Below are 26,152 nucleotides of genomic sequence, written 5' to 3'. Positions count from 1 at the left end.
GCTTGGCCGTACGGGTGGAAGGGGCCATTATACAGACCCGATCCAAGGAGTCGTCCCATGCTTCGCAGCTTCCTGATGCTTGCCGCCTTTTTCGGCTTCACCGGTGTCGCCCTGGGCGCTTTCGCCGCCCACGGCCTGAAAAGCCGGCTGACGGCCGACTACCTGGCGATCTTCCAGACTGGTGTGACCTACCAGTTGGTACATACCCTGGCCATCTTCGCTGTCGCCGTGCTTTCGGTGCACCTGCCAGGGCGCCTGGTCGGCTGGGCTGGCGGCCTGTTTGCCCTGGGGATAGTGCTGTTCTCCGGTAGCCTGTACCTGCTGACCCTCAGCGGCCTGGGCAAGCTCGGCATCATCACCCCGCTTGGTGGCCTGTGCTTCCTGGCCGGCTGGCTGTGCCTGGGCCTGGCAGCCTGGCGGCTCGGTTGACCGAGTGGTCCACAATCGCGACTAATGGCGTGCAGCGCCCTTGGGTTGCAGGGCGGTTCAGCGCTAGAATGCGGGCCCCCAAAGAACAATGGTGGCCGTGCGCATGCGCATTCAACTGAACGGTGAACCTTACGAATTGCCCGCTGGCGAAAGTGTCGCGGCCCTGCTGGCCCGCCTGGAGCTGACCGGGCGCCGCGTCGCGGTGGAACTGAACCTGGATATCGTGCCGCGTAGCCAGCACGACAGCACGCTGTTGAACGACGGCGATCAGGTCGAAGTGGTCCACGCCATCGGTGGCGGCTGATTCTGGCCGGCGATTCACCTGCAAGCCCAGCAACCTTTTCCCGAGGAACAACCATGAGCAACGTTCGTAGCGACAAGCCCTTCACCCTGGCCGGGCGTACTTTCCAGTCGCGCCTGCTGGTCGGTACCGGCAAGTACCGTGACATGGAAGAAACCCGCCTGGCCATCGAAGCCTCGGGTGCCGAGATCGTCACCGTAGCCGTGCGCCGCACCAACATTGGCCAGAACCCGGGCGAACCGAACCTGCTCGATGTGCTGCCTCCGGACCGCTATACCATCCTGCCGAACACTGCTGGCTGCTACGACGCGGTCGAAGCCGTGCGCACCTGCCGCCTGGCCCGCGAACTGCTGGATGGCCACAATCTGGTCAAGCTGGAAGTACTGGCCGACCAGAAAACCCTGTTCCCCAATGTGATCGAAACCCTCAAGGCCGCCGAAGTGTTGGTCAAAGACGGTTTCGATGTGATGGTCTACACCAGCGATGATCCGATCATCGCCCGCCAGTTGGGCGAAGCCGGCTGCATTGCGGTCATGCCGCTGGCTGGCCTGATCGGTACCGGCCTGGGTATCTGCAACCCCTACAACCTGCAGATCATCCTGGAAGAGTCCAAGGTGCCGGTGCTGGTGGATGCTGGTGTGGGTACTGCGTCCGACGCCACCATCGCCATGGAAATGGGCTGCGAAGCTGTGCTGATGAACTCGGCCATCGCCCACGCCCAGCAGCCGGTGCTGATGGCCGAGGCCATGAAGCACGCCATCGTCGCCGGTCGCATGGCCTACCTGGCCGGCCGTATGCCGAAGAAACTCTATGCCAGCGCCTCTTCGCCGCTGGATGGTCTGATCAAGTAAGAGCCCCTGATGACTGAATCGCACGATACGCCGATCACCCCCGACGGCGAAGCCCGCCCGCACCGCCGCATCAAGAGTTTCGTGATGCGCGCCGGGCGCATGACCGAAGGCCAGCAACGTGGCCTGGAGCAGGGCGGCCCGCTGTACATCCTGCCGCTGGCCGACAGCCCGGTGGACTACGACCAGGTGTTCGGCCGCTCGGCGCCGCGCACCCTGGAGATCGGCTTCGGCATGGGCCATTCCCTGCTGGAAATGGCTGCTGCCGCGCCTGAACAGGACTTCATCGGTGTGGAAGTACACCGCCCGGGTGTTGGTGCGCTGCTCAACGGCGTGCTGACCCAGGGCCTGAAAAACCTGCGGGTATATGACTGCGATGCCATCGAAGTGCTGAACCGCTGCGTGGCGGACAACAGCCTCGACCGCCTGATGCTGTTCTTCCCCGACCCATGGCACAAGGCGCGCCACCACAAGCGCCGCATCGTCCAGCTGGAGTTCGCCGAACTGGTACGGCGCAAGCTCAAGCCCGGTGGCGTGTTCCACATGGCCACCGACTGGGAACCGTATGCGGAGTACATGCTGGAAGTGATGAGCGCTGCCCCGGGCTATCGCAACCGTGCGGCTGACGGTACTTACGTGCCACGCCCGGAAGAGCGCCCGATCACCAAGTTCGAGCGCCGCGGCGAGCGGCTGGGGCATGGGGTTTGGGATTTGAAGTTCGAGAAGGTGGATTGACCGGCTGATACGGCCTTTCGATTTGCCGATGCCTGCAGAAATGCAGGCGAAAAAAAACCGCCTTTGAAAGGGCGGTTTTTTATGTGAGCAACAGGACTGAGTATCCTTCGCTCTGAGGTTTCACAGAAAACCCTCACACAGTTGGCTGATCATAGGCAGCGTAGCGGGGGAACGTCAATGCTCAGAAATATCCGGCATCACGTGTGTCGGAGCGGTTAACAGTCTTGGGTGAGCATTCCAAGTATCATCGCGCTGCTCCTGTGTGGATGAAATCAGTGATGGGCCGGGTAGGAGAAGAATTCTGCTTTCCGGCCCCTTCGACACGGCCTGAGAACCGTGCCGGTGCACCTCTCGAAGGGCCATTGACCTGGCCACTTCACAGAAGACTCTCACACAGTTTTTGAAGGCATCGAAGTACCGGTTAGATGCTGGAAGATTGGCCCGCCAACACGGAGGCCAAGGCATATGAAGCGTTTGCTTGATGCGCTGAGCCGCGTTTGGACGTTCATCCGGATCTTGACTGTGCTCAAGACCGTTCGGGACTTCATGCGCGATCACTTCGATGATGCCCAGTAAGGGCTAGTCAGGTGGTAGGGCTGCCCTGGTTCTCCGGGGCAGCTTTTACAACCCATCTCTGTACTCGCCAGATTACGCGGTCATTGTAGGAGCGGCCTTGTGTCGCGATGGACCGCGTAGCGGCCCCAGATGTCAGCGGTGAGGCAGCAATTGCTGGGGCCGCTTTGCGGCCCATCGCGACTCAAGGCCGCTCCTGCAAGGTTCAGTGCAAGGCCGTGGCTCAGCCCCGTCGATCCGCCACCACCCCGATCAGCACCAGTACCACCAGCAGCACCGGCGCCAGCGCGTAGTTGTTGAACTGGCTAAGCCCTTTCACCACCCAAGGCGTGGCATAGATCAGCGCCGCACCGCTGCCGATCATCACCAGCAAGGCCATGAACGGTACGCGCAGGGCGCCCGCAAGGCCGCCCAGGCGCTGTTCCACCCAGCCCTTGATATCGGTGCCGAACAGCACCAGCAGGCAGCCTACCAAGGCCAGTGAAATCTCCGACAGGTTGCTGCGGCTCCAGCGAGAAACCGTCGCGAGCAGATCAAGTACCAGATCCATGGGTCATCCTTAGGTCAAGAAATACTGCAGCAGGTCATTGAGGAACAACTGGCCCCTCGGCGTGGCCACCAGTCGATCCGGTTCGACCTGCAAAAGGCCCTTTTGTTCGGCCGCGCGGCGTGCCTCGCGCAGTTGTGCCAGCGGCAAACCGGTGCGTTGGGTGAACAGTTCGGCTTCCACCCCATCGGTCAGGCGCAGGGCGTTCATCAGGAACTCGAACGGCAGCTCGTCGACTGGCAGCAGCTTTTCGCCGGCCTTGAACGGCTTGGCCAGGTTCAGGTAGTCCTTGGGCAGGCGGGTCTTCCAGGTACGCAGGATGCGCCCATCGGCGAAGGTCAGCTTGCCGTGGGCACCAGCGCCGATGCCGATGAAGTCGCCAAAGCGCCAGTAGTTGAGGTTGTGCCGAGCAGCGCGCCCCGCTTGGGCATAGGCCGAGACTTCGTACTGGCGGAAGCCGTGTTCGGCCATCAGTGCCTGGCCGGCCTCTTGGATATCCCAGAGGATGTCGTCCTCGGGCAGCTCGGGTGGCTGGTTCCAGAACACCGTGTTCGGCTCCACGGTCAGCTGGTACCACGACAGGTGCGTCGGCCCCAGGTCGATGGCCTGGCGCAGGTCGCCCAGCGCGTCCTCGAGCGACTGGTCGGGCAGGCCGTGCATCAGGTCCATGTTGAAGTTGTCGAAGCCGGCGGCGCGTGCCATGCCGGCGGCGCGGACCGCTTCATCGCCATTGTGGATACGCCCCAGCGCCTGCAGTTTGGCTGGCTGGAAGCTCTGCACACCGATGGACAGACGATTGATACCGGTTTGCCGGTAGGCCTTGAACTTGTCCTGCTCGAACGTGCCCGGGTTGGCCTCCAGGGTAATTTCGATGTCCGGCGCAAACGGGATACGTTGTTCCACGCCACGCAGCAGCCGGCCAAGGGCGTCGGCACTGAACAGGCTGGGAGTACCGCCGCCGAAGAAGATCGAGCTGATCGGCCGGCCTTGCACGGCAGCCAGCTCCTGGTCGAGGTCGGTCAGCAGGGCGGCGACGTAGGCATCTTCCGGCAGTTCAGGCCCGGCAGCGTGGGAGTTGAAGTCGCAGTAAGGGCATTTGCGTACGCACCACGGGATGTGGATGTACAGCGCCAGCGGCGGCAGGCTGGTGAAGCCCGCCGCGCCGGGGTTGGACAGCGTTTCGATCATGCCAGGCCCAGACGTTGGCGCAGCAGGGCCATGGCGCGGGCGCGGTGGCTGAGCTGGTTCTTGTCCACAGGGGCCAGGTCGGCGCTGGAGCAGCTGCGCTCCGGTACCCAGAACAGCGGGTCGTAGCCAAAGCCGTGCTCGCCACTGGCCTCGAACATGATGCGCCCGTGCCACAGGCCTTCGCACAGGATCGGCAGCGGGTCGTCAGCATGGCGCACCAGTGCCAGGACGCAGACGAACTGTGCGCCGCGCTCGGCTTCAGGCACGTCTTTCAGTGCTTCGAGCAGCTTGGCATTGTTCGCCGCATCACCCTTGCCGTCGGCATAGCGCGCCGAGTAGATGCCCGGCGCGCCGCCGAGGAAGTCCACCGCCAGGCCAGAATCGTCGGCCAGGGCCGGCAGGCCGGAAATGCGTGCGGCGTTGCGCGCCTTGAGGATGGCGTTCTCGACGAACGACAGGCCGGTTTCTTCCGGCTCGACCTGGCTGAACTCACCGATCGAGCGCAGTTGCACGGACGCGCCGAGCATGGCCTGGAGTTCCTTGAGTTTGCCGGCGTTGTGGCTGGCCAATACGAGTTGCTGGAAATTCATCATTCGCCTGGGAACACTTCCTGGTTGAAACTGAGGGAATTGCTGATGCCGCCGGTTTCGATATTCAGGTCGAAGGTGACGGTTTCTGGCTGGTCGATCTTGAACTGGGCAATGTAGTACACCGCGCCCTGTTCGGTGATCTGCTTGAACGACAGCGGGCTGCTGCGCCCGGTCAAGTCCTTGACCGTGCCGCTGACCACCGCCATGGCGGGCTTGTTGGCCTTGAGCACGGCGATGTTGAGTACGCCCTGGTTCTTGCTGCGTACCAGGCCGGTGGCTGCGGCCACCTCCGGTGTCAGCATGCTCGAGGTGAACGCGCTGTAGTGCACCGTCACGTCGCCAAACACTTCCTTGCGCTCGGGACGGGCAGCATCGGCAGCCAGTACCGGCAGGGCCAGGCACAGGCTGATCAGGAACAGGGCTAGGCGACGCATGGGGTGATTCCTCCGGTGGGCGTCAGACCGCGAGCTGATGTTCTTGCAGGCCCGGGCTGCTGACACGATAGATGCCGATCTCACCTAGAAGATTAGGCCAAAGCCGGCCACCCCACCCGTTGCGGTGCAAGTGGTCGACCGCCAGGCGGTCTAGCACCTTGGCGCGGCGCTCGTGGCACAGCTCTTCGAAGTCGGCAAAGGTGCAGAAGTGGATGTTTGGCGTGTTGTACCAGGTGTACGGCATGAAGTCCGAAACCGGCATGCGGCCTTTGGTCGCCAGGTACCAGCGGCAACGCCAGTGGCCGAAGTTGGGGAAGGTGATGATGCACTGGCGGCCCACGCGCAGCATCTCGTCGAGGATGCGGTCGGGGTACTCCACGGCCTGCAGGGCCTGGGTCATGATCACCACGTCGAAACTGTTGCTGGCGAAGTTGCCCAGGCCCTTGTCCAGGTCCTGTTCGATGACGTTGACGCCCTTGGCCACACAGGCGGCGATGTTGTCGGCGTCGATCTCCAGGCCATAGCCGGAGACCTGCTTGCGGTCGCGCAGCGAGGCCAGCAGTTCGCCGCTGCCGCAGCCCAGGTCGAGTACCCGGCTGCCGGCGGGGATCCAGTCGTGGATGATTTCCAGATCGGCTCTCATGCTGTCCTCAGATGGCAATGCGGTTCATGTAGTTCGAGAAACCCTGCATGTAGCGAGGCGTGGGGATCAGGAAGGCATCGTGCCCGTAAGGCGAGTCGATCTCCAGGTAGCAGACATTCTTGCGCGCGGCCATCAGTGCGTCGACGATCTCGCGCGAACGGGCCGGGGAGAAGCGCCAGTCGGTGGTGAACGACATGATGCAGTAATCCGCCTTGACGTGGGCCAGGGTGGCTGCCAGGTCGCCGCCCTGGGCGGCGGCGGGGTCGAAGTAGTCCAGCGCCTTGGTCATCAGCAGGTAGGTGTTGGCGTCGAAGCGCCCGGAAAACTCCTCGCCCTGGTAGCGCAGGTAGCTCTCGACCTGGAATTCGACGCTGTGGAAGTCGTAGTTGAGCTTGTCGCTCTTCAGCTCGCGGCCGAATTTTTCACCCATCGAGTCATCCGACAGGTAGGTGATGTGGCCGACCATGCGCGCCAGCATCAGGCCACGCTTGGGGATCACGCCCTGGTCCTGGAACGAACCGCCGTGGAATTCGGGGTCGGTGAGGATGGCCTGGCGTGCCACTTCATTGAAAGCGATGTTCTGTGCCGACAGCTTGGGCGCCGAGGCGATGTCGACGCAATGGCGCACGCGCTCGGGGTAGCTGATGGTCCACTGCAGCGCCTGCATTCCACCCAGGCTGCCACCGACCACGGCGGCCCACTGCTGGATGCCCAGGCGCTCGGCCAGGCGCACTTGGCTGTGCACCCAGTCTTCCACGGTCAGTACCGGGAAGTCGGCGCCGTAGGGCTTGCCGGTGGCCGGGTTGATGCTGCTGGGGCCGGTGCTGCCGTTGCAGCCGCCCAGGTTGTTCAGGCTGACCACGAAGAAGCGGTTGGTGTCGATCGGCTTGCCAGGGCCGATACAGCTATCCCACCAGCCCGGCTTGCGGTCGGTGGCGGCATGGTAGCCAGCGGCATGGTGGTGGCCGGAGAGGGCATGGCAGATCAGCACGGCGTTGCTCGCGCTGGCGTTCAGGGTGCCATAGGTCTCGTAGACCAGTTCGTAACTGGCCAGGGAGCGGCCGCAGGCCAGGGCCAGCGGTTCATCGAACCGGGCGGTTTGCGGTACTACCAGACCGACGGAATCTTCGGGAAAGACAGTGGACATCGACCCTGCTCACGCTTGACGGAGGCGTAAGTCTAAAGAGCGCTACCCCCAGCGGCAAGCAGAGGCTTGTCGCTGGAAGCAACCAGAGTCAGGTGGGGCTCAGATCATCCGCCACAGCTCTTGTGGCATGCCGGCGTAGGCAGCCAGCGGCGGCATGACGAACGACTGGATTACCTGGATCGCGAGGAAGGCGAAGATCGGCGAGATGTCCATGCCGCCCAGGTTGGGCACGATGCGGCGGAACGGTGCCAGCACCGGTTCACTGATCTGGTAGGCCAGCTCAGCCGCCGGGTTGTGGCTGTTGGGAGCAACCCAGGACACGATCACCATGACGATCATCGCGACCCAGAAAATCTTCAGGAACAGCGAGGTGATACCGATGATGGCCCACATCAGCAGGTGCAGGATGTCACCGAAGGTCCCGTAGGTGACCATCAGCACGAAAGCCATCAGCAGCGCCTGGATGACCACCGACAACAGCAGCGACGAGGTATCCAGCCCACCAACGCTGGGGATGACTCGGCGAATCGGCTTGAGCAGCGGCTGTGTGGCGCGCACGGCGAACTGGCACAGCGGGTTGTAGAAGTTGGCCTTGACCAACTGCAGGACGAAGCGCAGCAGGACGATCACCAGGTACAGGCTGACCAGGGTTTGCACCACGAAGATCGCGGCGCCGGACAGTGCATTCATCTGAAGCTCCTTATTTGCCCAGTTGTTCGGCCAGCTCGGCGGAACGTGTAGCCGCAGCCTGCAGCGCCTGTTCGACAATGGCTTCGAAGCCGCTGGCCTGGAACGACTTGATCGCCGCTTCGGTAGTGCCTGCAGGCGAGGTGACTCGGCGGCGCAGTTCGGCAGCATCGACATCGCTGGCAACCGCCATGCGTGCGGCGCCCAAGGCTGTCTGCAGGGTCAGCTGGGAGGCGGTTTCACGTGGCAGGCCAAGCTTTTCGCCTGCCGCGGTCATGGCTTCGATCAGCAGGAAGAAGTACGCCGGGCCGCTGCCGGAGACTGCCGTCACGGCGTCCAGTTGCTGCTCCTGCTCGAGCCACAGGGCGGTGCCCACGGCCGACAGCAGTTGCTCGGCCTGCTGGCGTTGTTCGCTGGATACTTCCGCGGTGGCGTACAGGCCGCTGACGCCCTGGCGCAGCAGTGCCGGGGTGTTGGGCATGCAGCGCACCACAGGGCGAGCGCCGACCCAGCTTTGCAGGCTGGCGCAGGTGATGCCGGCGGCAATGGAAACGATCAGCTGGCCTTCCTGCAGGTTCGGTTGCAGGGCCTGGCATACGGCTTTCATGACCTGCGGCTTGACCGCCAGAACGATGACGTCGGCGCCATCGATGGCCTGGGCGTTGTTCTCGAAGGTTTCGATGCCGTGCTCGGCCTGGATGCGGCTGCGGGTCTCGGCGCCCGGGTCGCTGGCGCGGATCTGCGAGGCGTCCAGGCCCTGGGCACGCAGACCACCGATCAGGCTGGCGGCCATGTTGCCGGCGCCGATAAAGGCAATACGAGTCTTGCTCATGTCAGGTCCTTGTAGGAAAGAGTGAGTAAAGCATGGAATCAGGGCTGCCCGTAATCGCGGGCACCGAACAGGGCGGTACCGATACGCACCCAGGTCGCACCCTGTGCAATGGCCGCTTCCAGATCGTGGCTCATGCCCATGGACAGGGTGTCCAGACCAAGGCCAAGGCCTTCCTGCAACTGGCGCAGGGTGGCGAAGGCGGCTTCCTGGGCGGCGCGGTCATCAGTGGGTTCGGGAATGGCCATCAGCCCGCGCAGGCGCAGGTTGGGCAGTGCGGCTACCGCTTTGGCCAGGGCCGGCAGGTCGGCAGGGGTGCAGCCGGATTTGCTGTCTTCGCCGCTGACGTTCACCTGCAGGCAGATGTTCAGTGGTGGCAGACCGGCCGGGCGCTGCTCCGAGAGGCGTTGGGCGATTTTCAGGCGGTCCACGGAATGTACCCAGTCGAAATGCTCGGCGATGGCTTTGGTCTTGTTCGACTGGATGGGGCCGATGAAGTGCCAGATCAAGGGCAGGTCGCCGAGTGCCTGCTGCTTTGTCAGCGCTTCCTGTAGGTAGTTTTCCCCGAAATCGCATACGCCGGCGGCGTGGATTTCGCGGATGGCGCTGGCTGGCTTGGTCTTGCTCACGGCCAGCAACTGGACGCTGGCCGGATCACGCCCGGCAGCCTGGGCAGCGCTGGCGATACGAGCGGAAGTAGCGGAAAGGTTGTCTGCTAGGGTGGACATGGACTGATGCCGGCGGCTGGAGGGTTTGCGGCATTCTACCTACTTGAAGGCCTTTGGGGAGTCTCATGGATGTGACCGACCTGTTGGCCCGGGCCGTGGATGCGGGGGCTTCCGACCTGCACCTGGCGGCGGGCCAGTTACCGATGTTGCGCCTGGATGGCGAGCTGCAGCGCATGGCCCTGCCGGCCTTGGGCCCGGTCGCCTTGATCGAGGGCATGGCACCCATGCTGGATGAAGACCAGCGCCGACAGTGGGCCCAGGGTGATGAGCTGGACCTGGCGCTGGAATTGCCGGCGCTAGGGCGCTTTCGGCTGAATCTGTTTCGCCAGTTGCACGGCCCTGCGGCCACCTTTCGCCTGATCCCGGGGCATATCGCCACGCTCGATGAACTCGACCTGGGCGATGTGTTTCAAGCTGTTGCGCAGTGCCGAGATGGCTTGATCCTCGTCGGTGGGCCGACCGGCAGTGGCAAGTCCAGCACCTTGGCGGCACTGCTCGACCAGCTGAACCGCGATCGTGCTCTGCATATCCTCACCCTTGAGGACCCTGTCGAAGTTATCCACAGCAGCCAGCGCAGCCTGGTCAACCAGCGTGAGGTCGGCCGCCATTGCGGTGGGTTCGCCCAGGGGCTGCGCAGTGCCCTGCGCCAGGACCCGGATGTAATCATGATCGGTGAGCTGCGCGACCTGGAAACCATTCGCCTGGCCTTGCGTGCGGCTGAGACCGGGCACCTGGTACTGGCGACCGTGCATACGCGTTCGGCGGTGAGCAGTGTTGACCGGTTGGTGGAGGTGTTCGCTGCCGAAGAGAAGCCGTTGGTGCGGGCGATGCTGGCCGAGTCGTTGCGCCTGGTGGTGGCGCAGGTGCTGGTCAGGCGCGCGGGCGGAGGGCGGGTTGCTGCGCGGGAAGTGCTGGTGGTGACGCCAGCGGTGCGTAACCTGGTTCGGGAAGGGCGGATGGCGCAGTTGTGTTCGGTGATGCAGGCGGGTGGTGCGGACGGGATGCGGACGATGGAAGGGGCGATGCGGGGGTTGAAGGAGAGGGGGCTGATCAGCGATCTATAGTGCCTGTGCTGGCCCTTTCGCGGGTAAACCCGCTCCCACATGGATGACACAGCCTTCGAATGCTGTGGTGTACCTGTGGGAGCGGGTTTACCCGCGAAGAGGCCGATACAGGAGAGCGCCGATCAGATCAGCGCTTGGCCAGGCTCAGTTGCTGCTGTTCTTTCGGCAGCACTCGCTTGGCCACCACGTAATGCTTCTGCCAGTAAGGCTTGCTCAGGGTGTCGATGCTTACCCGCTTGCCACGGCGTGGAGCATGGATGAAGCGGTCGTTGCCCAGATAGATGGCAACGTGGTTCACCCGACGGCTCTTGATGTTGAAGAAGATCAGGTCACCTGGCTTCAGGTCACCCTTGGCTACCTTGACGCCGTGGCCCTGGGCCATGGCATTGGAGGTGCGCGGCAGGTCGACGTCGGCGACGTCGTTGAAGGCGTATTTGACCAGCCCGCTGCAGTCGAAGCCTTTCTTCGGGCTGCTGCCGCCCCAGACATAAGGGGTGCCGAGCACATTCACCGCACGGCTGAGCACATCGCTGCTCTGCTTCGGCGACATTGCAGCGACCGGCACACCGGGCACGCTGCGGCTGTTGGCGGCATTGCTTGGACGGGTGCGCATTGCGGTCTGCTTGACCGGTGCATGTTTTACCGAGGCATTGGTGGTGTAGCCGGTGAAACCATTGGGAAGACGTTGCTCACGATTGGTGGCGTGGGCGGCCAGGGGCAATAATAGGCAGAGGGTCAGCCATGTCTTGAGTAAAGGCGGCATAGATGAAGCTCTTATGAATAGTTATGTGTTGGGCGCGCAACTTTATAACAGCTTTTTGATCAATCTTTGATCCGTTGGTCGATTGTCCAGGTGCCGTACGTCGGCCTGCGACGAGAAAGTCACATTTTTTCTTAGAAAATTTTCGGATAACCCACGGGGGCTATGAATGAACAGTTATCAACAGGGGGCGCCGTTTCACGACACCCACAGCAAGACCATTGGCTACCTGCTATGGATTTTCGGCTTTACCGGGTCACATCGTTTCTATTACGGCAAGCCCGTAACCGGCACCATCTGGTTCTTCACCCTGGGCCTGCTGGGCATCGGCTGGTTGATCGACCTGTTCCTGATCCCGTCCATGGACCGTGAAGCCGACCTCAGGTTCCAGTCCGGGCGCATTGACTACAACATCGCCTGGATCCTGCTGACCTTCCTCGGGGTGTTTGGTCTGCACCGGCTGTATCAGGGCAAGTGGATCACCGCGATCATCTACTTCTTTACCGGCGGGCTGTTTCTGGTGGGGGTGCTGTATGACTTCTGGACGCTGAACAGCCAGGTTTCCGAGCGGAATGCGGGGCGGGGTTGAGGACACAGGGGGCGCAAAGCGCCCCCGAATTCCAGGTTACTGACGGGTCTGCCGCTGTTGCAGCAGCAGGTTGCTGAAACCTGCTCCGGCCAGCTGCTTCTGTGCCCCGGTCAGCTGCTCGCGGTTGCTGAACGGGCCCACTAGCACGCGGTACCAGGTTTCGTCCTTGACCGTGCCCGACTCTACCTTTACCGACTGCCCCAGCAGGATGATCTGCGCGCGCACCTTGTCAGCATCGGCCTGCTTGCGGAACGAGCCGGCCTGCAGGAAGAACTGGGTGGTCGCCGCCGGCTTGATGACTGGCGGTGCCGGTGGCGGTGTCTGGCCCATCAATGCTGCCTGGGCTCGCGCCGTGTCGATCTTTGCCGCTTCGGCTGGCGTCACCGGGGTCACCGGCTGGGCCGGGACGGGTGGTGTCTTCTCTGGTACGGCCTCCGGCGGCACGATCACCTCGGACTCCGGCAGCAGCGTGTAGAAGTCGTACTTCGGCTTCACAGGCTGCTGCGGAGTGGGCTGCGCCGACTTGCCGGCTTCGGCCACTTTGTCCGCTTTCTGCTGCTCCGGCTTGGTGCGCTTGATGTCTTCGCCACCAGGCTCGAGCTTCATCAGGAACACGATGAACGCGCCTACGGTCAGGCCGACCGCCAGCCATACCCAACCGGGAATCGGCTGCTTGGCCGGCGCCGTCTGGCGGCTGGCGCCGCGTTTGGGTGCAGGTTTTTTCTTGGCAGCCAACTTACATGCGCTCCAGGGTTTCCAGGCCGAGCAGTTCCAGACCTTGCTTGAGGGTGCGGCCGGTCAGGGCCGCCAGGCGCAGGCGGCTCTGCTGCTGCTGCGGGGTTTCGGCTGCAAGGATAGGGCAGTTCTCGTAGAAGCTGGAGAACAGGCCGGCCAGGTCGTACAGGTAGCTGCACAGCACGTGCGGCGTGCCCTTGTCGGCGACGTTGTTGAGGATTTCGCCAAACTGCGCCAGGCGCGCGGCCAGGTCCTGCTCGTGGGCAGCCTGCAGCACAATGTTGCCATCGACTTCATCGAAGCCTTTGCCCAGTTTGCGGAATACGCCGGCCACGCGGGTGTAGGCGTACAGCAGGTAAGGCGCGGTGTTGCCTTCGAAGTTGAGCATCAGCTCGAAGTTGAAGCTGTAGTCGCTGGTGCGGTGCTTGGACAGGTCGGCGTACTTCACAGCGCCGATGCCAACCACTTCACCGATGTGGCGCAGTTCTTCGTCGGCCAGGCTCGGGTTTTTTTCCTTGACCAGCGCGTAGGCGCGTTCCTTGGCCTCGGTGAGCAGGTCGATCAGCTTCACGGTACCGCCGTCACGGGTCTTGAACGGGCGGCCATCGGCACCGTTCATGGTGCCGAAGCCCATGTGCTCCATCTGCATCGGGTGGCCCACGAAGCCTGCGCGTCTTGCAACTTCGAACACCTGGTTGAAGTGCAGGGCCTGGCGCTGGTCGACGAAGTACAGGGCGCGGTCTGCCTTGAGCACGTTGCTGCGGTAGCGCACGGCAGCCAGGTCGGTGGTGGCGTACAGGTAGCCGCCGTCGGCCTTCTGTACGATCACCGGCAGTGGCTCGCCTTCGCTGTTCTTGAACTCGTCGAGGAACACGCACTGGGCGCCCTGGTCTTCGACCAGCAGCCCCTTGGCCTTGAGGTCGGCGACCACGTTGGCCAGGTCGTCGTTGTAGGCGCTTTCACCCATCACGTCGGCCATGGTCAGCTTGACGTTGAGCAGCTCGTAGGTCTTCTGGCAGTGCGACAGCGAAATGTCCTTGAAGCGCGTCCACAGGGCCATGCAGTCCGGGTCGCCGGCCTGCAGCTTGACCACCAGGCCACGGGCACGGGTGGCGAACTCTTCGGATTCGTCGAAGCGCTTTTTGGCGGCGCGGTAGAAGTTTTCCAGGTCCGACAGCTCGTCGCTGGTGATCGGGTTTTCTTCCAGGTAGGCCAGCAGCATGCCGAACTGGGTGCCCCAGTCGCCCACGTGGTTCTGGCGGATCACGTCATCGCCGAGGAACTCCAGCACGCGCGCCACGCTGTCACCGATGATGGTCGAACGCAGGTGGCCGACGTGCATTTCCTTGGCCAGGTTGGGTGCCGACATGTCGATCACAACCTTTTGCGCAGGGCCGGCCTTGCGCGCGCCCAGGTGGGCGTCGGCCAGTGCGGCATCCAGGCGGTTGGCCAGGGCGTCGGTGTTCTGGAAGAAGTTGAGGAAGCCGGGGCCGGCGATTTCGACCTTGCTGATGTCGGCGCTGGCCGGCAGGGCATTGATCAGTTTCTCGGCCAGGTCGCGCGGTTTCATGCCGGCCGGCTTGGCCAGCATCATGGCGATGTTGCTGGCGAAGTCGCCGTGGGTCTTGTCCCGGGCGTTTTCCACCTGGATCGCCGGCGACAGCCCTTCAGGCAGCACACCGTCGGTGACGAGTTGGGTGAGGGCTTGCTGGATCAGCTGGCGAATGGTGTCTTTCATGGGGATCTCTTTTCGACCGCAAGCGCGGTGGAGCGCTTGGATGCGCAGGTGGAAAAACTGGGCATTATCCGTGGCTGGGGGCGGGTTGCCAACCTTTGGGGTGCAACCATCAAGGGTTCCATGTTGTGTTCGAGGGCCTCATCGCCGGCAAGCCAGCTCCCACAGAAGAGTGCGCGCAACCTGTGGGAGCTGGCTTGCCGGCGATGAGGCCGGTCGATTCAGTACAGGTCTACCGGGTCGACATCCAGCGACCACCGCACCTGGCGCCCGCTCGGCATCTGCTCCAACACTAGCAACCAGGCGCTGATCAGTCGATGCAAAGGCGCCCGCGTATTGGCCTGTATCAACAGTTGTGCGCGGAAGCGCCCGGCGCGGCGCTCCATCGGTGCTGGCACCGGCCCCAGCAGCTCGATGCCGGGCAGGCGCTGTTCGGCCACCAGGCGCTCGGCGGCGGCGCAGGCCTCGTCGAGGAAACCTTCGGCTTGCCCGGGCTTGTGCGCTTCGGCGCGCAGCAGCGCCAGGTGCGAGTAAGGCGGCAGCCCGGCGGCGCGGCGTTCGTCCAGGGCCTGCTCGGCGAAGGCGAAGTAGCCCTGCTCGGTAAGCTGCACCAGCAGTGGATGGTCGGCCAGGTGGGTCTGGATGATGACCTTGCCGGGCTCTTCGGCCCGCCCGGCCCGCCCGGCGACCTGCACGATCAACTGTGCCATGCGTTCGCTGGCACGGAAGTCGCCGGAGAACAGCCCGCCATCGGCATCGAGGATGGCCACCAGGGTCACCCGCGGGAAGTGATGGCCCTTGGCGAGCATCTGGGTGCCGACAAGGATGCTCGGCTGGCCGCGCTGGATGGTGCTGAACAGGTTGTGCATGGCGTCCTTGCGCGCGGTGCTGTCGCGGTCCACACGCAGGATCGGGTAATCCGGGAACAACACTTTCAGGCGCTCCTCGGCGCGCTCGGTGCCGGCGCCGACCGGGCGCAGGTCAACGTGGTTACACTGCGGACACTGCTGCGGCAGGCGCTCGTCATAGCCGCAATGGTGGCAGCGCAGCACGCCGGAGCGCTGGTGCACGGTCATGCGTGCATCGCAGCGTGGGCATTCGGACAGCCAGCCGCAATCATGGCACAGCAAGGTCGGGGCGAAACCGCGGCGATTGAGGAATACCAGCACTTGCTGGCCTGCCTCCAGGGTTTGGCGGATGGCCTGCTGCAGTGGGCCGCTGATACCGCTGTCCAGCGGCAGGCTCTTCACATCCAGGCGCAGCATGCGTGGCGGGCGGGCACCGCCGGCGCGCTGGTTCATGCGCAACAGGCGGTAGCGACCGGTCAGGGCATTGTGCAGGGTTTCCAGCGATGGAGTGGCGGAACCGAGCAGGATCGGGACGTTTTCCTGGTGGGCACGTACCAGCGCCAGGTCGCGGGCGTGATAGCGCAGGCCTTCCTGCTGTTTATAGGAGCCGTCGTGCTCCTCGTCGATGATGATCAGGCCGGGGTTCTTCATCGGCGTGAACAGTGCCGAGCGGGTGCCGATGATGATGTCGGCCTCGCCGTCCCGGGCTGCCAGCCAGGCATCCAGGCGTTCGCGGTCGTTCACCGCCGAATGCAGCAGGGCGATGCGGGCGTTGAAGCGCTGCTCGAAGCGGGCCAGGGTCTGCGGGCCGAGGTTGATCTCCGGGATCAGTACCAGGGCCTGCTTGCCGGCTTCCAGTGTTTCGCGGATCAGTTGCAGGTACACCTCGGTCTTGCCGCTGCCGGTGACACCGGCCAGTAGGAAGGCGCCAAAGCCGCCAAAGCCTTCGCGCACGGCGTCGAAGGCATCGCGTTGCTCTTCGTTGAGCGGTAGTTCCGGCTGTGCCAGCCAGTGTTCGTGGCGCAGTGCCGGCAGATGGCGGCGGACCTCGATCTGCACCAGGTCCTTGGCCAGCAGCAGGTCCAGGCTGTCCTTGTTCAGATTGAGCTTGGCCAGCAGGCTGTGGGCCACGCCATGCGGGTGCTGGGCCAGGGTCTTAAGGGCATCGCGCTGGCGCGGAGCGCGGGCGATGCGCGGGTCTTCCAGGCGGGCGCCGGGGGCGACGTGCCAGAAGCGCTCCTGGCGCATCTCGGCAGGTTCGCCCTGGCGCAGCAGGGTCGGCAAGGCCCAGCTCAGCGTGTCCCCCAGACTGTGCTGGTAGTACTGGGCGGTCCACAAGCACAACTTGAACAGCGACGGCGGGATCGGTGATACCGGGTCGAGCAGGGCGCTGGCCGGCTTGAGCTTGTCGGCGGGCACTTCGCTTTGCTCGCACACCTCCACCAGCACCCCGATCATTTCGCGGCGGCCGAACGGCACGCGAATGCGCATGCCCGGAGTCAAGGCCTGGCGCGCCATGCTTGCCGGTGCCTTGTAGTCGAACAGGCGACGCAGCGGGGAGGGCAGGGCAAGGCGCAGGATGACGTCGGACACGCGGAAAGTCTCGGAGGGCGTTTCAAAGACTGGCGAGCCTAGCAGACGACGGTCGGTGCAAGCGACAACTTGCGTTGGCGTGATGCTCTGGTATTATTCGCCGCCTAATTACGTGCGGTATTCAACAATTGGTGTTGGGTGGCGGCACGCAGCTCGAGGAAGTGACCATGAAAGCAGATATTCATCCGAACTACGAAGTAGTTGCAGTCACCTGCAGCTGCGGCAACAAGTTTGAAACCCGTTCGACCCTGGGCAGCACCCTGGCGATCGACGTTTGCAACCTGTGCCACCCGTTCTACACCGGTAAGCAGAAAGTCCTGGACACCGGTGGTCGCGTACAGAAGTTCGCCGATCGCTTCGGTATGTTCGGTACCAAGAAGTAATCATGCGCATGGCGAACCCCTCGGGTTTCGCATTGCTGCAAAAAAAGGCGCCCCTTGTGGGCGCCTTTTTTATGGGCGTCATCTGGCATTTCCCGGCCCTGGCGTTCTGCCCGCTACCAGGCAGCCCTCAGCAGGTGGCGGTGCGCCAGGTGGTCGATGGCGATACCTTGCGCCTGGTCGATGGCCGCAGCGTGCGATTGATCGGCATCAATGCCCCGGAAATTGGCCGTAACGGGCGCACCAGCGAGCCCTATGCCGAGGCTGCCAGGCAGCGTTTGCAGGCCTTGGTCAAGGCCAGCGATGGGCGTGTCGGGCTGGAGCCGGGCGTCGAGTCCAAGGACAAATACGGCCGCACGCTGGCGCATATCTACGGCCGCAATGGCGACAATATCGAAGCACAGCTGCTCAGCGAGGGCTTGGGCTATCGCGTCGCGGTTGCCCCCAATGTGCGCCTCAGCGCTTGCCAGCAGCTTGCCGAGCAGGCTGCGCGCAAGGCTGGCTCCGGGCTGTGGCGTCGTTCGCCGGTGGTGCGTGCAGGGGACGTCCGGCAGTCGGGTTTCGCGGTCATTGCGGGCCGCATCGAAGGCGTGGAGCGCAACCGTGGCGGGGTCTGGCTGAACCTGGACGGTGCGGTGGTGCTGCAGGTTCCCGCTCGTCTACAACGCAACTTCCCCGCCAGCTTCTTCGATAACCTCAAGGGACGCCAAGTCGAGGCGCGTGGCTGGGTGCTGGATCGTTCCCGCAAGGGCGGCCTCAAGCCCGGGCAGCGACGCTGGCTGTTGCCGTTGACCGATCCGAGCATGTTGGAGCGCATTTCAGGCTAAAAGATGTAGACATTTCGCTATTGGATTGTACACACTGTTAGGCGTATGCCCCGTGGGTTATAGCGTAAAGTCGTAGGCTAAAGGCCTTGACACAAGTGACCGACCAGTCTTGTGGCTCCCCGGCTCTTTGCGTATCCTCGGCGGTCCGTCAGAACAGTAAATAGCGGAATGCCCACCATGTCAGACCTGAAAACCGCCGCTCTCGAATATCACGCTCAACCTCGTCCGGGGAAACTGAGCGTCGAACTCTCCAAGCCCACAGCCACCGCCCGTGACCTCGCCCTGGCCTACAGCCCAGGTGTTGCTGAGCCCGTGCGTGAAATCGGCCGTGATCCAGAGCTGGCTTACAAATACACCGGCAAAGGCAACCTGGTTGCGGTGATTTCCGATGGCACCGCCATCCTCGGTCTGGGTGACCTCGGCCCACTGGCTTCCAAACCGGTCATGGAAGGCAAGGGTGTTCTGTTCAAGCGTTTCGCCGGTATCGACGTGTTCGACATCGAAGTGGAGTCGGAAAGCCCGCAGGCGTTCATCGACACCGTTCGCCGCATCTCGATCACCTTCGGTGGCATCAACCTCGAAGACATCAAGGCGCCTGAGTGCTTCGAAATCGAGCGCACCCTGATCGAACAGTGCGACATCCCGGTATTCCACGATGACCAGCACGGTACCGCCATCGTGACCGCGGCCGGCATGATCAACGCCCTGGAAATCGCCGGCAAGAAGCTGGAAGACGCCAAGATCGTCTGCCTGGGTGCCGGCGCTGCCGCCATCTCCTGCATGAAGCTGCTGGTAAGCATGGGTGCCAAGGTCGAAAACATCTACATGATCGACCGCAGCGGCGTGATCCACGCTGGCCGTGATGACCTGAACCAGTACAAGGCGCAGTTCGCCCACGCCACCGACAAGCGCACCCTGGCTGACGCCCTCGACGGTGCTGACGTGTTCGTAGGCCTGTCCGGCCCGAACCTGCTGAGCGCCGAAGGCCTGAAGTCGATGGCTGCCAACCCGATCGTGTTCGCCTGCTCGAACCCGGACCCGGAAATCTCGCCAGAGCTGGCGCACGCCACTCGCAGCGACGTGATCATGGCTACCGGTCGTTCCGACTACCCGAACCAGGTCAACAACGTACTGGGCTTCCCGTTCATCTTCCGTGGTGCCCTGGACGTTCGCGCCAAGCGCATCAACGAAGAAATGAAAATCGCCGCCGCCATCGCCCTGAAAGATCTGGCCAAACTGCCAGTGCCGAAGGAAGTGTGCGACGCCTACGGCGTACAGGCTCTGGAATTTGGTCGTGAGTACATCATTCCGAAGCCGTTGGACGCACGCCTGATCACCGTCGTTTCCGACGCTGTGGCCAAGGCCGCCATCGAATCCGGCGTGGCAACTCTGCCGTATCCGAAGCACTACCCGCTGACCAGCGTGGATGACGTGTTCAAAGGCTGATTGCTGCCTGGCGACACAAAAAAGCCCCGGCTCGTATGAGCCGGGGCTTTTTGTTTGGCGATGCGCCATGCTGCTATTTTTGGCTGCCTGTCGGATTCTGGGGCTGCTTTGCAGCCCATCGCGACACAAGGCCGCTCCCACAAGGGCTAGGCGTTTCCTGTGGGAGCGGCCTTGTGTCGCGATAGGGGCGCAAAGCGCCCCCCGGCTTTACATCTGGTCAGAACAGATCCATCGGCGCCGCTTCATCCGCCGGCAACGGGCTGCCTGGCGCCGCGCCAGTGCCCAGTTCGTCCACCGACGGCGGCGAGTCCTCGGCCTTGAACAGCTCGAAGTAGGCATTCGGCGTGCTCGGCGAAGCGGCACGGCCGCTGACCGGGTCGACGCGCAGGCTGAGGATGCCTTCCGGCTCCGCCGGCGCATGCTCAGGCTTGTCCTTGAGTGCCGCGCCCATGAAACTCATCCAGATAGGCAGTGCCGCCGTGCCGCCGTATTCGCGGCGCCCAAGGGTTTCGGGCTGGTCGAAGCCGACCCACACGGTGGTCACGTAATCGGCATTGTAGCCAGAGAACCAGGCGTCCTTGGACTCGTTGGTGGTACCGGTCTTGCCTGCCAGGTCGGTGCGGCCCAGGGCCAGCGCCCGGCGGCCGGTGCCGCGCTTGATCACGTCCTGCAGCATGCTGGTGAGGATGTAGGTGGTGCGACCGTCGATGATCCGCTCGGCCACGGCCGGCGCCTGCGGTGCAGAAGCCACCTGGCTGAAGGCAGCGGGTGCCTCGCCAGGCATGGCGGTTGTGCTGATCGGCTGTTCGGGCGCGGCCACACCCGCCTGGTCCTCGGTACCTTGCGGTACCCGAGCCGGGTTGGCGGTGAACAGCGTCTCGCCGCTGCGGCTTTCGATGCGTTCGATCAGGTACGGGGTGATCTTGTACCCGCCGTTGGCAAAAGTACTCCAGCCTGTGGCGATTTCCATAGGGGTCAGGGTGGCGGTGCCCAGTGCCAGCGACAGGTTGCGTGGCAGGTCCTGCTTGTTGAAGCCGAACTTGGCGATGTAGTCGATGGTGCGGTCTACGCCCATGGCCTGCAGCAGGCGGATCGACACCAGGTTGCGCGACTTGTACAGCGCTTCGCGCATGCGGATCGGACCAAGGAAGGTATTGGTGTCGTTCTTCGGTCGCCAGACTTTGTCCAGGTACTCGTCGACGAACACGATTGGTGCATCGTTGACCAGGCTGGATGCGGTGTAGCCACTGTCCAGTGCGGCGCTGTAGATGAACGGCTTGAAGCTCGAGCCCGGCTGACGCTTGGCCTGCATGGCGCGGTTGTAGTTGCTCTGCTCGAACGAGAAACCGCCGACCAGGGCGCGGATGGCGCCGTTGTAAGGGTCGAGGGTGACCAGCGCACTCTGCGCGCCAGGTACCTGGCTGAACTTGAACTTGCCATCCTCGAGGCGCTGCACGCGCACCAGGTCGCCAACCTGAGCCACATCTGCCGGTGACTGCGGCGCACGGCCCTGGGAGTTGCTGTTGATGAACGGGCGCGCCCATTTCATGGTGTCCCAGGCCACCTGCTCTTCCTGGCCGCTGCGGGTCAGGACCTTGAGGCCGGTTTTTTCGACCTGGGTGACGATGGCCGGCTCCAGGCCGCCAAGGCTGCGCTGCTTGCCCAGTTCCTGCAGCCAGGCTGCCTGGGTGCGGCCCGGGAAGCGTGCTTCGGGGCCGCGGTAGCCGTGGCGCTCATCGTAGTCGGAGAGGCCGTTGAGGATGGCCTTGTTGGCCATTTCCTGCATGTCGCTGGGTACCGTGGTAGTGACGCGGAAACCTTCGGTGTAGGCGTCGCTGCCGTAGCGGCCGACCATTTCGGCGCGGGCCATTTCGGCGATGTAAGGTGCATTCACCTCGGGCGTGGGCACGTGGTAGCTGGCGTTGAGCGGCTCGGCCAGGGCCGCCTGGTAACTGGCTTCGTCGATCTTGCCCAGCTTGTACATGCGGCCGAGGATCCAGTCGCGGCGCTCTTTGGCGCGTACGGGGTTGGCCAGCGGGTTGAAGCGCGATGGTGCCTTGGGCAGGCCGGCGATCATCGCCATCTGCGCCAGGCTCACGTCGCGGATCGACTTGCCGTAGTACACCTGCGCGGCGGCATCGATACCGTAGGCGCGGTTGCCCAGGTAGATCTTGTTCACGTACAGCTCGAGGATCTCGTCCTTGGTCAGCTCACGCTCGATCTGCAGGGCCAGCAGGATTTCGTTGGTCTTGCGCGAGAAGCTGCGCTCGCTGGTGAGGAAGAAGTTCTTCGCCACCTGCATGGTGATGGTACTGCCGCCGGTCTGGATATGGCCGGTTTTCACCAACTGGGTCGCGGCGCGCATCAGGCTGCTGGGGTCGACACCGTAGTGATTGAGGAAGTTGTCGTCCTCGGCCGACAGAAGCGCCTGGATGAATTGTGGGGGAATTTCCTCGAAGCGGATCGGTGAGCGACGCATTTCGCCGAACTCGGCAATCAGCTTGCCGTCGCTGCTGTACACCCTGAGGGGGATCTGCAACTGGATGCTTCTGAGCGACTCGACCGAGGGCAGGTTGGGGCTAAGATACAGAAACGCACCGCTCACACCGAGTACGAGCGCGCAGATGACTGCGACGGAAGACCACCAGAAGAACTTCAGCAGACGTATCAAGGCTTTTCGGTGTCCAGGTTGGGAGTGGATTGCACGCAGGTCCGGCGGACCAAAAAACGCTGGGCATTATAAGCATTTTTTCGCCTCTCCGGGTTACCGGCCAGGCTGCCCGTCGCCTCGATGGGCAGGCGCGGCCTAGTGCTGACGCGGGGTTGGGGCAGGTAGCCGCGAAAGATGGCGGCGACAGAAAACAAGGATGCCACGATGCTAGGACGCTTCGGCAAGGATGCCGGTTCACTCGTGGGGGTGGAAATTGCCCCTGACTCCGTTCGGATTGTGCAACTGCAGCGGCGTAACCGGCGCTGCCGGGTGCTTGCCTCGGTACAAGAACCGTTCGAATCATTGGCTGGCAGTGATTGGGCGGCAGAGCCTGGCGCTGTGGCGGCTGCCTTGAGGCGCGCCTACAGGCGCAGCGGCCTCAGACAGCGCCGGGTCGCGCTGGCACTGCCGGGTAATCAAGTGATCTGCAAGCTGTGCCACCTGCCAGTGGAACAGGGCGGTACAGAAGTGGAGGCGCAGCTGCTGGCTGACGCCGAACGGCTATTTCCATTTCCGCTGGAAGACCTGGCCCTGGATTTTCAGGTCCTGGGAGGTTCTCGCGTCCAGCCAGGCTGCGCCGAGGTGATGGTGGCGGCATGTCGGCAGAGCGCACTGGCGCCACTTGAAGGCATCGTCGAGGAGGCAGGGCTGCAACTGGAGGCCGTGGAGGTCGACAGCATTGCCTTGGGGCGCATGCTGCCGCAGGGCCGGCACCAGAGTTCGGCGTTGCTGCGTATCGAGGCGCACAGCACCATCCTTTATGGTTGGCATTCGGGGCAGCCGCAGCAACGGCGTGAGCTGAGCCTGGGGCTGTCGACGATAACCGGGGCGCTGCCAGAGCGCCTGCTGGCCTTGCTCGCCGGTGAGCCTTTGCCGGAATGCCTGTTGATTGCCAGCTGTTCTCCGGTCGAAGCGGGCCAGTTGCAAAGCCTCGGCTCCCAGCTGAACCTTCCGTGTCGCCTGGTGCCTGACCTGGCGCGCCTGGAACGCGTCGATGGTGCGATGATTCTGGCTTGCGCCCTGGCTCTCGGAGGATTGCGTCGATGATGCGGCTGAACCTTCTGCCCTGGCGCGAACGGCAGCGCCAAGCCGCGTTGCGGTCTTTCCGCAGGCAACTGGTCGCCGGCGCTCTACTGGCCCTGTGTGGCGTGATGTTGGTCGACCAGCTGGCCCGCCAGCGCGGGGAGCAGCAGGCGCTGGCCAATACCCGGCACCAGGCAGCCCTTGAGGCGTTGGGCGAGCAGTTGCAGCCGCTGGCCGATATGCATGCGCAGCATGAGGCGCTGCTGGCACGCGCGGTGGCGCTGGAAGCACTGCGCGCCCATCAGGATGTGCTGGACGGGGTCTTCGCTGACCTCGAGCGGGCGTTGCCGGTGGGTGTGCAACTGCTCGACCTCAGCCTGGAAGATGGCAATCTGCAGATCACCGGGCTGGCCAAGTCAGGTGCCGTGGTCGCACAGTTCATGCGTGACCTGAGTCGCTCGAGTGCGCTGGCCGGTCTGGAGCTCAAACGCGTCAGGAGCCTGCCAGGCGGCGATGAATTCCTGCTGGGGGCGCGCGTTTCGGCGTTCTGGTCGTGAATGCTGCACAGGTGCTCGGCTGGCTGGCCATGGCCGAGCGCTCCAGCCGCTTCAGGCAGCTGGCGCCATTGCTGGTGGCCTTGGCGTTGTTCGGCCTGGGCTGCGCCATACGTCTGCCTGCAGCGCTGCAACAGCAGGCGCAGGAGGAGGCCCGGCACGCCGAGTTGCACGAACAGCATTCAGCCGGCGCGGTGCAGCTGGCCGAGTTGGAGCAACTCCACGCGTCGGTAACCATCGCCGAGCAACGCTTGCGCGAGGCGCACTGGCACCTGGCGGCCGGTGAGGGCATGAGTGACCTGCTCGAGCGCCTGGCGGCTTCGGGGCATGCGCATGGCTTGCTGATCGAACGCTTCGACGTCCATGAAGACGAACGGCAGGCCGGTTTCCGCAAGGTGCCGCTGGAGCTACAGGTGGTGGGGCGATACGCGGCATTGCGCCAGTGGCTGGGTGACTGGTTGGGTCAGGCGCGTGTGTTGCGCAGCGGTGACCTGCAACTGGCTCCAGCAGATGGCAAGCCTGGGCTGCTGCGCCTGCAGTTGCGGGTTGATGCCTATCAGGCGCTGGCGCCTGTGTCGCAGCCTGCGATGCTTGCGCGCATGCCTGCCAGCAGCGGGACGGCAGCGCCTGCAGTCGACCCGTTTGCGTCTGGAGCGACGCGCTTGGCGGGCGACGGGTTGGCCGGCGTGCCTTTGGCGCAATTGGAGATGGTCGGCAGCCTGTCACGTGGAGCGGAACACGAAGCACTGCTGATGGCGGCGGGCAGGCTCTATCGCGTACGCCCTGGGGACCGGGTCGGGCGTGACCAGGGGGTGGTGGCGAGAGTTGATCAATCCCAGGTCGAAGTACGCGAACGGCTGTTCATGGCAGGGGGGTGGCATGAACGCACGGCGTTCATCACGCTGGCAAAGCACCTGGGCAAGGAGGCCCCGGATGACGATGAAAAGATTGATGAAATGGATGCTGGCAGCCCTGCTGCCGTTCCCGCTGGCGTCGGCAATGCCTTATCAGGGTGAACCACTGTCGCTGAACTTCCAGGATGTGGAAGTGCGCTCGGTGCTGCAGGTGCTGGCTGACTATGCCGGTGTCAACCTGGTTGCCAGCGATGCCGTGCAGGGTAGCGTCACCTTGCGCCTTGAGGATGTTCCATGGGACCAGGCGCTGGATCTGGTGCTGCGCAGCAAGGGCTTGGCCCGGCGACAGGAGGGCAATGTGCTGTTGGTGGCGCCCGCGGCGGAGTTTGCCGCGCAGTCTGTCGATGCCCATGTGGGCCAGGCGCTGGATGCACAGTTGCAGCCGTTGCGTCGGGAGCTGTTGCCCATTCATCACGCCAAGGCCGCCGAGCTGGCAGAGCTGCTGCTGGCGAGCCTGGCGGATGACGGCATCCTCACCGGTCGGGGCAGCCTCAGTGTCGATGAGCGCACCAATACGCTGGTGGTGCACCAGCCGGCAGATCGCCTTGCCGAGCTGAGGCAACTGGTGGCGCAGCTGGATGTGCCGGTGCGTCAGGTGGCGATCGAGGCACGTATCGTCGAGGCCAACGTCGATTACGAGAAAAGCCTGGGGGTGCGCTGGGGTGGGCCGCTGTATGTCGAGAGCCCGCGCCCGGGCAAGGATCTGTTCGTCGATCTCGGGGTGGAGCGGGTGGGCGGCAGCATCGGTCTGGGCCTGTTGCGTGGAGATGTGCTGCTCGACCTGGAACTCAGTGCCATGGAAAAGAGCGGCAACGGCGAAATCATCTCGCAGCCCAAGGTGGTCACGGCCGACAAGGAAACGGCCAGGATCCTCAAAGGCACCGAGGTGCCGTACCAGGAAACCAGCAAGAGCGGCGCCACCTCGGTAGCGTTCCGCGAAGCCTCGTTGTCGCTGGAAGTGACCCCGCAGATCACTCCGGACAACAAGGTGATCATGACCGTCAGGGTGACCAAGGACGAGCCGGATTACGTCAATGCCCTGAACAACGTACCGCCGATCCGCAAGAACGAGGTCAATGCCAAGGTTCGCGTGACGGACGGAGAAACGATCGTGATCGGTGGCGTGTACTCGACTTCGCAAAACAATGTGGTCGACAAGGTGCCATTTTTCGGCGATCTGCCGTATGTTGGGCGGCTGTTTCGACGCGATGCATTACAAGAGAAAAAATCCGAGCTGCTGGTCTTCCTGACTCCGCGTATCATGAGTGACCAGGCGATTGCTGTGAGTCGTTGAT

At 63.6% G+C, this 26,152-nt stretch carries 27 protein-coding genes; 13 read left to right on the top strand and 14 right to left on the bottom strand.

Annotated elements, in window-relative coordinates:
• Window positions 1-57 precede the first annotated feature (57 nt).
• The 4 genes from RR51_RS02680 to trmB all read left to right on the top strand — a co-directional run bounded on the left by RR51_RS02680 (window position 58) and on the right by trmB (window position 2,313).
• Complete coding sequence (locus RR51_RS02680) at window positions 58-429, top strand: DUF423 domain-containing protein (protein ID WP_013974627.1); 372 nt, start codon at window positions 58-60, stop codon at window positions 427-429.
• A 103-nt stretch (window positions 430-532) separates the two neighbouring features.
• Window positions 533-733 carry a sulfur carrier protein ThiS gene (gene thiS, locus RR51_RS02675; RefSeq protein WP_003257817.1) on the top strand — a complete coding sequence of 67 codons (201 nt, stop codon included), beginning with the start codon at window positions 533-535 and terminating at the stop codon, window positions 731-733.
• Between the two features lie 53 nt (window positions 734-786).
• Window positions 787-1,581, top strand: a complete 795-nt coding sequence (locus RR51_RS02670) for a thiazole synthase (RefSeq protein WP_039612536.1) — start codon at window positions 787-789, stop codon at window positions 1,579-1,581.
• A gap of 9 nt (window positions 1,582-1,590) precedes the next feature.
• Window positions 1,591-2,313, top strand: a complete 723-nt coding sequence (gene trmB, locus RR51_RS02665) for a tRNA (guanosine(46)-N7)-methyltransferase TrmB (RefSeq protein WP_013974624.1) — start codon at window positions 1,591-1,593, stop codon at window positions 2,311-2,313.
• Window positions 2,314-3,109: 796 nt separating this feature from the next.
• Here the strand turns inward: trmB and RR51_RS02660 are convergent.
• The 9 genes from RR51_RS02660 to RR51_RS02620 all read right to left on the bottom strand — a co-directional run bounded on the left by RR51_RS02660 (window position 3,110) and on the right by RR51_RS02620 (window position 9,679).
• Complete coding sequence (locus RR51_RS02660; RefSeq protein WP_003257821.1) at window positions 3,110-3,436, bottom strand: DUF3392 domain-containing protein; 327 nt, start codon at window positions 3,434-3,436, stop codon at window positions 3,110-3,112.
• A gap of 9 nt (window positions 3,437-3,445) precedes the next feature.
• Window positions 3,446-4,621, bottom strand: coding sequence for a radical SAM family heme chaperone HemW (hemW, locus tag RR51_RS02655; protein WP_039612535.1), 1,176 nt, complete (start codon window positions 4,619-4,621; stop codon window positions 3,446-3,448).
• Entirely contained in the window at window positions 4,618-5,214 is a 597-nt protein-coding gene (gene rdgB / locus RR51_RS02650) for an RdgB/HAM1 family non-canonical purine NTP pyrophosphatase (protein ID WP_003257822.1), read from the bottom strand. The genes hemW and rdgB overlap by 4 nt, the downstream gene beginning before the upstream one ends.
• A complete protein-coding gene (locus tag RR51_RS02645) occupies window positions 5,211-5,645 on the bottom strand; it encodes a DUF4426 domain-containing protein (protein ID WP_013974622.1) in 435 nt (144 codons plus the stop codon). The genes rdgB and RR51_RS02645 overlap by 4 nt, the downstream gene beginning before the upstream one ends.
• Window positions 5,646-5,667: 22 nt before the next feature.
• Window positions 5,668-6,288, bottom strand: a complete 621-nt coding sequence (gene metW / locus RR51_RS02640) for a methionine biosynthesis protein MetW (RefSeq protein WP_039612534.1) — start codon at window positions 6,286-6,288, stop codon at window positions 5,668-5,670.
• A gap of 7 nt (window positions 6,289-6,295) precedes the next feature.
• Window positions 6,296-7,435: a homoserine O-succinyltransferase MetX gene (metX, locus tag RR51_RS02635; RefSeq protein WP_013974620.1), complete on the bottom strand. Its 1,140-nt coding sequence runs from the start codon at window positions 7,433-7,435 to the stop codon at window positions 6,296-6,298.
• A gap of 99 nt (window positions 7,436-7,534) precedes the next feature.
• Entirely contained in the window at window positions 7,535-8,125 is a 591-nt protein-coding gene (locus RR51_RS02630; protein WP_013974619.1) for a YggT family protein, read from the bottom strand.
• A gap of 10 nt (window positions 8,126-8,135) precedes the next feature.
• A complete protein-coding gene (gene proC, locus RR51_RS02625) occupies window positions 8,136-8,954 on the bottom strand; it encodes a pyrroline-5-carboxylate reductase (protein WP_039612533.1) in 819 nt (272 codons plus the stop codon).
• A gap of 38 nt (window positions 8,955-8,992) precedes the next feature.
• On the bottom strand, window positions 8,993-9,679 hold the full coding sequence (locus tag RR51_RS02620) for a YggS family pyridoxal phosphate-dependent enzyme (protein ID WP_039612532.1): 687 nt from the start codon (window positions 9,677-9,679) through the stop codon (window positions 8,993-8,995).
• Between the two features lie 65 nt (window positions 9,680-9,744).
• On the opposite strand from RR51_RS02620, the gene RR51_RS02615 reads away from it, so the two are divergent.
• Entirely contained in the window at window positions 9,745-10,743 is a 999-nt protein-coding gene (locus tag RR51_RS02615; protein ID WP_039612531.1) for a type IV pilus twitching motility protein PilT, read from the top strand.
• Between the two features lie 127 nt (window positions 10,744-10,870).
• Here the strand turns inward: RR51_RS02615 and RR51_RS02610 are convergent, their stop codons facing one another.
• Window positions 10,871-11,506, bottom strand: coding sequence for a C40 family peptidase (locus RR51_RS02610; RefSeq protein WP_039612530.1), 636 nt, complete (start codon window positions 11,504-11,506; stop codon window positions 10,871-10,873).
• Window positions 11,507-11,672: 166 nt separating this feature from the next.
• Between RR51_RS02610 and RR51_RS02605 the strand changes: the two genes are divergently transcribed.
• Window positions 11,673-12,092 carry an NINE protein gene (locus tag RR51_RS02605; protein WP_013974614.1) on the top strand — a complete coding sequence of 140 codons (420 nt, stop codon included), beginning with the start codon at window positions 11,673-11,675 and terminating at the stop codon, window positions 12,090-12,092.
• A 36-nt stretch (window positions 12,093-12,128) separates the two neighbouring features.
• Here the strand turns inward: RR51_RS02605 and RR51_RS02600 are convergent, their stop codons facing one another.
• From RR51_RS02600 to RR51_RS02590, 3 genes are all read right to left on the bottom strand, one after another.
• Window positions 12,129-12,827, bottom strand: a complete 699-nt coding sequence (locus RR51_RS02600) for an SPOR domain-containing protein (RefSeq protein ID WP_003257831.1) — start codon at window positions 12,825-12,827, stop codon at window positions 12,129-12,131.
• A gap of 1 nt (window position 12,828) precedes the next feature.
• Complete coding sequence (gene argS / locus RR51_RS02595) at window positions 12,829-14,565, bottom strand: arginine--tRNA ligase (RefSeq protein WP_013974613.1); 1,737 nt, start codon at window positions 14,563-14,565, stop codon at window positions 12,829-12,831.
• A gap of 218 nt (window positions 14,566-14,783) precedes the next feature.
• Window positions 14,784-17,003, bottom strand: a complete 2,220-nt coding sequence (locus tag RR51_RS02590; protein WP_039612529.1) for a primosomal protein N' — start codon at window positions 17,001-17,003, stop codon at window positions 14,784-14,786.
• A gap of 167 nt (window positions 17,004-17,170) precedes the next feature.
• Between RR51_RS02590 and rpmE the strand changes: the two genes are divergently transcribed.
• The 3 genes from rpmE to RR51_RS02575 all read left to right on the top strand — a co-directional run bounded on the left by rpmE (window position 17,171) and on the right by RR51_RS02575 (window position 19,656).
• Window positions 17,171-17,386 (top strand): 50S ribosomal protein L31, encoded by a 216-nt coding sequence (rpmE, locus tag RR51_RS02585; protein ID WP_003257833.1) that lies wholly within the window; start codon window positions 17,171-17,173, stop codon window positions 17,384-17,386.
• 2 nt (window positions 17,387-17,388) lie between these two features.
• Window positions 17,389-18,210 (top strand): thermonuclease family protein, encoded by an 822-nt coding sequence (locus RR51_RS02580; protein ID WP_025340962.1) that lies wholly within the window; start codon window positions 17,389-17,391, stop codon window positions 18,208-18,210.
• Between the two features lie 177 nt (window positions 18,211-18,387).
• A complete protein-coding gene (locus RR51_RS02575; RefSeq protein ID WP_024087853.1) occupies window positions 18,388-19,656 on the top strand; it encodes a malic enzyme-like NAD(P)-binding protein in 1,269 nt (422 codons plus the stop codon).
• Window positions 19,657-19,873: 217 nt separating this feature from the next.
• On the opposite strand, the gene RR51_RS02570 is transcribed toward RR51_RS02575, so the two are convergent.
• Window positions 19,874-22,324: a penicillin-binding protein 1A gene (locus RR51_RS02570; RefSeq protein WP_371264014.1), complete on the bottom strand. Its 2,451-nt coding sequence runs from the start codon at window positions 22,322-22,324 to the stop codon at window positions 19,874-19,876.
• A 207-nt stretch (window positions 22,325-22,531) separates the two neighbouring features.
• On the opposite strand from RR51_RS02570, the gene pilM reads away from it, so the two are divergent.
• From pilM to RR51_RS02550, 4 genes are read left to right on the top strand one after another with little or no spacing between them, the layout of a single operon-like run.
• A complete protein-coding gene (pilM, locus tag RR51_RS02565) occupies window positions 22,532-23,413 on the top strand; it encodes a type IV pilus biogenesis protein PilM (RefSeq protein ID WP_039612527.1) in 882 nt (293 codons plus the stop codon).
• On the top strand, window positions 23,410-23,946 hold the full coding sequence (locus RR51_RS02560) for a PilN domain-containing protein (protein ID WP_039612526.1): 537 nt from the start codon (window positions 23,410-23,412) through the stop codon (window positions 23,944-23,946). The genes pilM and RR51_RS02560 overlap by 4 nt, the downstream gene beginning before the upstream one ends.
• Window positions 23,947-23,957: 11 nt before the next feature.
• On the top strand, window positions 23,958-24,959 hold the full coding sequence (locus tag RR51_RS02555; RefSeq protein WP_039612567.1) for a pilus assembly protein PilP: 1,002 nt from the start codon (window positions 23,958-23,960) through the stop codon (window positions 24,957-24,959).
• The gene (locus RR51_RS02550) at window positions 24,883-26,151 is read left to right on the top strand and encodes a type IV pilus secretin PilQ (protein WP_082044629.1); all 1,269 of its coding nucleotides are present in this window, start codon (window positions 24,883-24,885) and stop codon (window positions 26,149-26,151) included. The genes RR51_RS02555 and RR51_RS02550 overlap by 77 nt, the downstream gene beginning before the upstream one ends.
• Window position 26,152: the final 1 nt, after the last annotated feature.

It is taken from the genome of Pseudomonas sp. C5pp, from assembly GCF_000814065.1.
Taxonomy (GTDB): domain Bacteria; phylum Pseudomonadota; class Gammaproteobacteria; order Pseudomonadales; family Pseudomonadaceae; genus Aquipseudomonas; species Aquipseudomonas asiatica.
Note: the sequence above shows the minus strand (reverse complement) of the source record. Positions and strands in the feature narration are given on the sequence as shown.

What these genes read in the sequence shown, in the direction of transcription:
- RR51_RS02680 (WP_013974627.1), top strand. Translation starts at nt 58, where the DNA reads ATGCTTCGCAGCTTCCTGATGCTTGCCGCCTTTTTCGGCTTCACCGGT.
- thiS (WP_003257817.1), top strand. Translation starts at nt 533, where the DNA reads ATGCGCATTCAACTGAACGGTGAACCTTACGAATTGCCCGCTGGCGAA.
- RR51_RS02670 (WP_039612536.1), top strand. Translation starts at nt 787, where the DNA reads ATGAGCAACGTTCGTAGCGACAAGCCCTTCACCCTGGCCGGGCGTACT.
- trmB (WP_013974624.1), top strand. Translation starts at nt 1,591, where the DNA reads ATGACTGAATCGCACGATACGCCGATCACCCCCGACGGCGAAGCCCGC.
- RR51_RS02660 (WP_003257821.1), bottom strand. Translation starts at nt 3,436, where the DNA reads ATGGATCTGGTACTTGATCTGCTCGCGACGGTTTCTCGCTGGAGCCGC.
- hemW (WP_039612535.1), bottom strand. Translation starts at nt 4,621, where the DNA reads ATGATCGAAACGCTGTCCAACCCCGGCGCGGCGGGCTTCACCAGCCTG.
- rdgB (WP_003257822.1), bottom strand. Translation starts at nt 5,214, where the DNA reads ATGATGAATTTCCAGCAACTCGTATTGGCCAGCCACAACGCCGGCAAA.
- RR51_RS02645 (WP_013974622.1), bottom strand. Translation starts at nt 5,645, where the DNA reads ATGCGTCGCCTAGCCCTGTTCCTGATCAGCCTGTGCCTGGCCCTGCCG.
- metW (WP_039612534.1), bottom strand. Translation starts at nt 6,288, where the DNA reads ATGAGAGCCGATCTGGAAATCATCCACGACTGGATCCCCGCCGGCAGC.
- metX (WP_013974620.1), bottom strand. Translation starts at nt 7,435, where the DNA reads ATGTCCACTGTCTTTCCCGAAGATTCCGTCGGTCTGGTAGTACCGCAA.
- RR51_RS02630 (WP_013974619.1), bottom strand. Translation starts at nt 8,125, where the DNA reads ATGAATGCACTGTCCGGCGCCGCGATCTTCGTGGTGCAAACCCTGGTC.
- proC (WP_039612533.1), bottom strand. Translation starts at nt 8,954, where the DNA reads ATGAGCAAGACTCGTATTGCCTTTATCGGCGCCGGCAACATGGCCGCC.
- RR51_RS02620 (WP_039612532.1), bottom strand. Translation starts at nt 9,679, where the DNA reads ATGTCCACCCTAGCAGACAACCTTTCCGCTACTTCCGCTCGTATCGCC.
- RR51_RS02615 (WP_039612531.1), top strand. Translation starts at nt 9,745, where the DNA reads ATGGATGTGACCGACCTGTTGGCCCGGGCCGTGGATGCGGGGGCTTCC.
- RR51_RS02610 (WP_039612530.1), bottom strand. Translation starts at nt 11,506, where the DNA reads ATGCCGCCTTTACTCAAGACATGGCTGACCCTCTGCCTATTATTGCCC.
- RR51_RS02605 (WP_013974614.1), top strand. Translation starts at nt 11,673, where the DNA reads ATGAACAGTTATCAACAGGGGGCGCCGTTTCACGACACCCACAGCAAG.
- argS (WP_013974613.1), bottom strand. Translation starts at nt 14,565, where the DNA reads ATGAAAGACACCATTCGCCAGCTGATCCAGCAAGCCCTCACCCAACTC.
- rpmE (WP_003257833.1), top strand. Translation starts at nt 17,171, where the DNA reads ATGAAAGCAGATATTCATCCGAACTACGAAGTAGTTGCAGTCACCTGC.
- RR51_RS02580 (WP_025340962.1), top strand. Translation starts at nt 17,389, where the DNA reads ATGCGCATGGCGAACCCCTCGGGTTTCGCATTGCTGCAAAAAAAGGCG.
- RR51_RS02575 (WP_024087853.1), top strand. Translation starts at nt 18,388, where the DNA reads ATGTCAGACCTGAAAACCGCCGCTCTCGAATATCACGCTCAACCTCGT.
- pilM (WP_039612527.1), top strand. Translation starts at nt 22,532, where the DNA reads ATGCTAGGACGCTTCGGCAAGGATGCCGGTTCACTCGTGGGGGTGGAA.
- RR51_RS02560 (WP_039612526.1), top strand. Translation starts at nt 23,410, where the DNA reads ATGATGCGGCTGAACCTTCTGCCCTGGCGCGAACGGCAGCGCCAAGCC.
- RR51_RS02550 (WP_082044629.1), top strand. Translation starts at nt 24,883, where the DNA reads ATGAAAAGATTGATGAAATGGATGCTGGCAGCCCTGCTGCCGTTCCCG.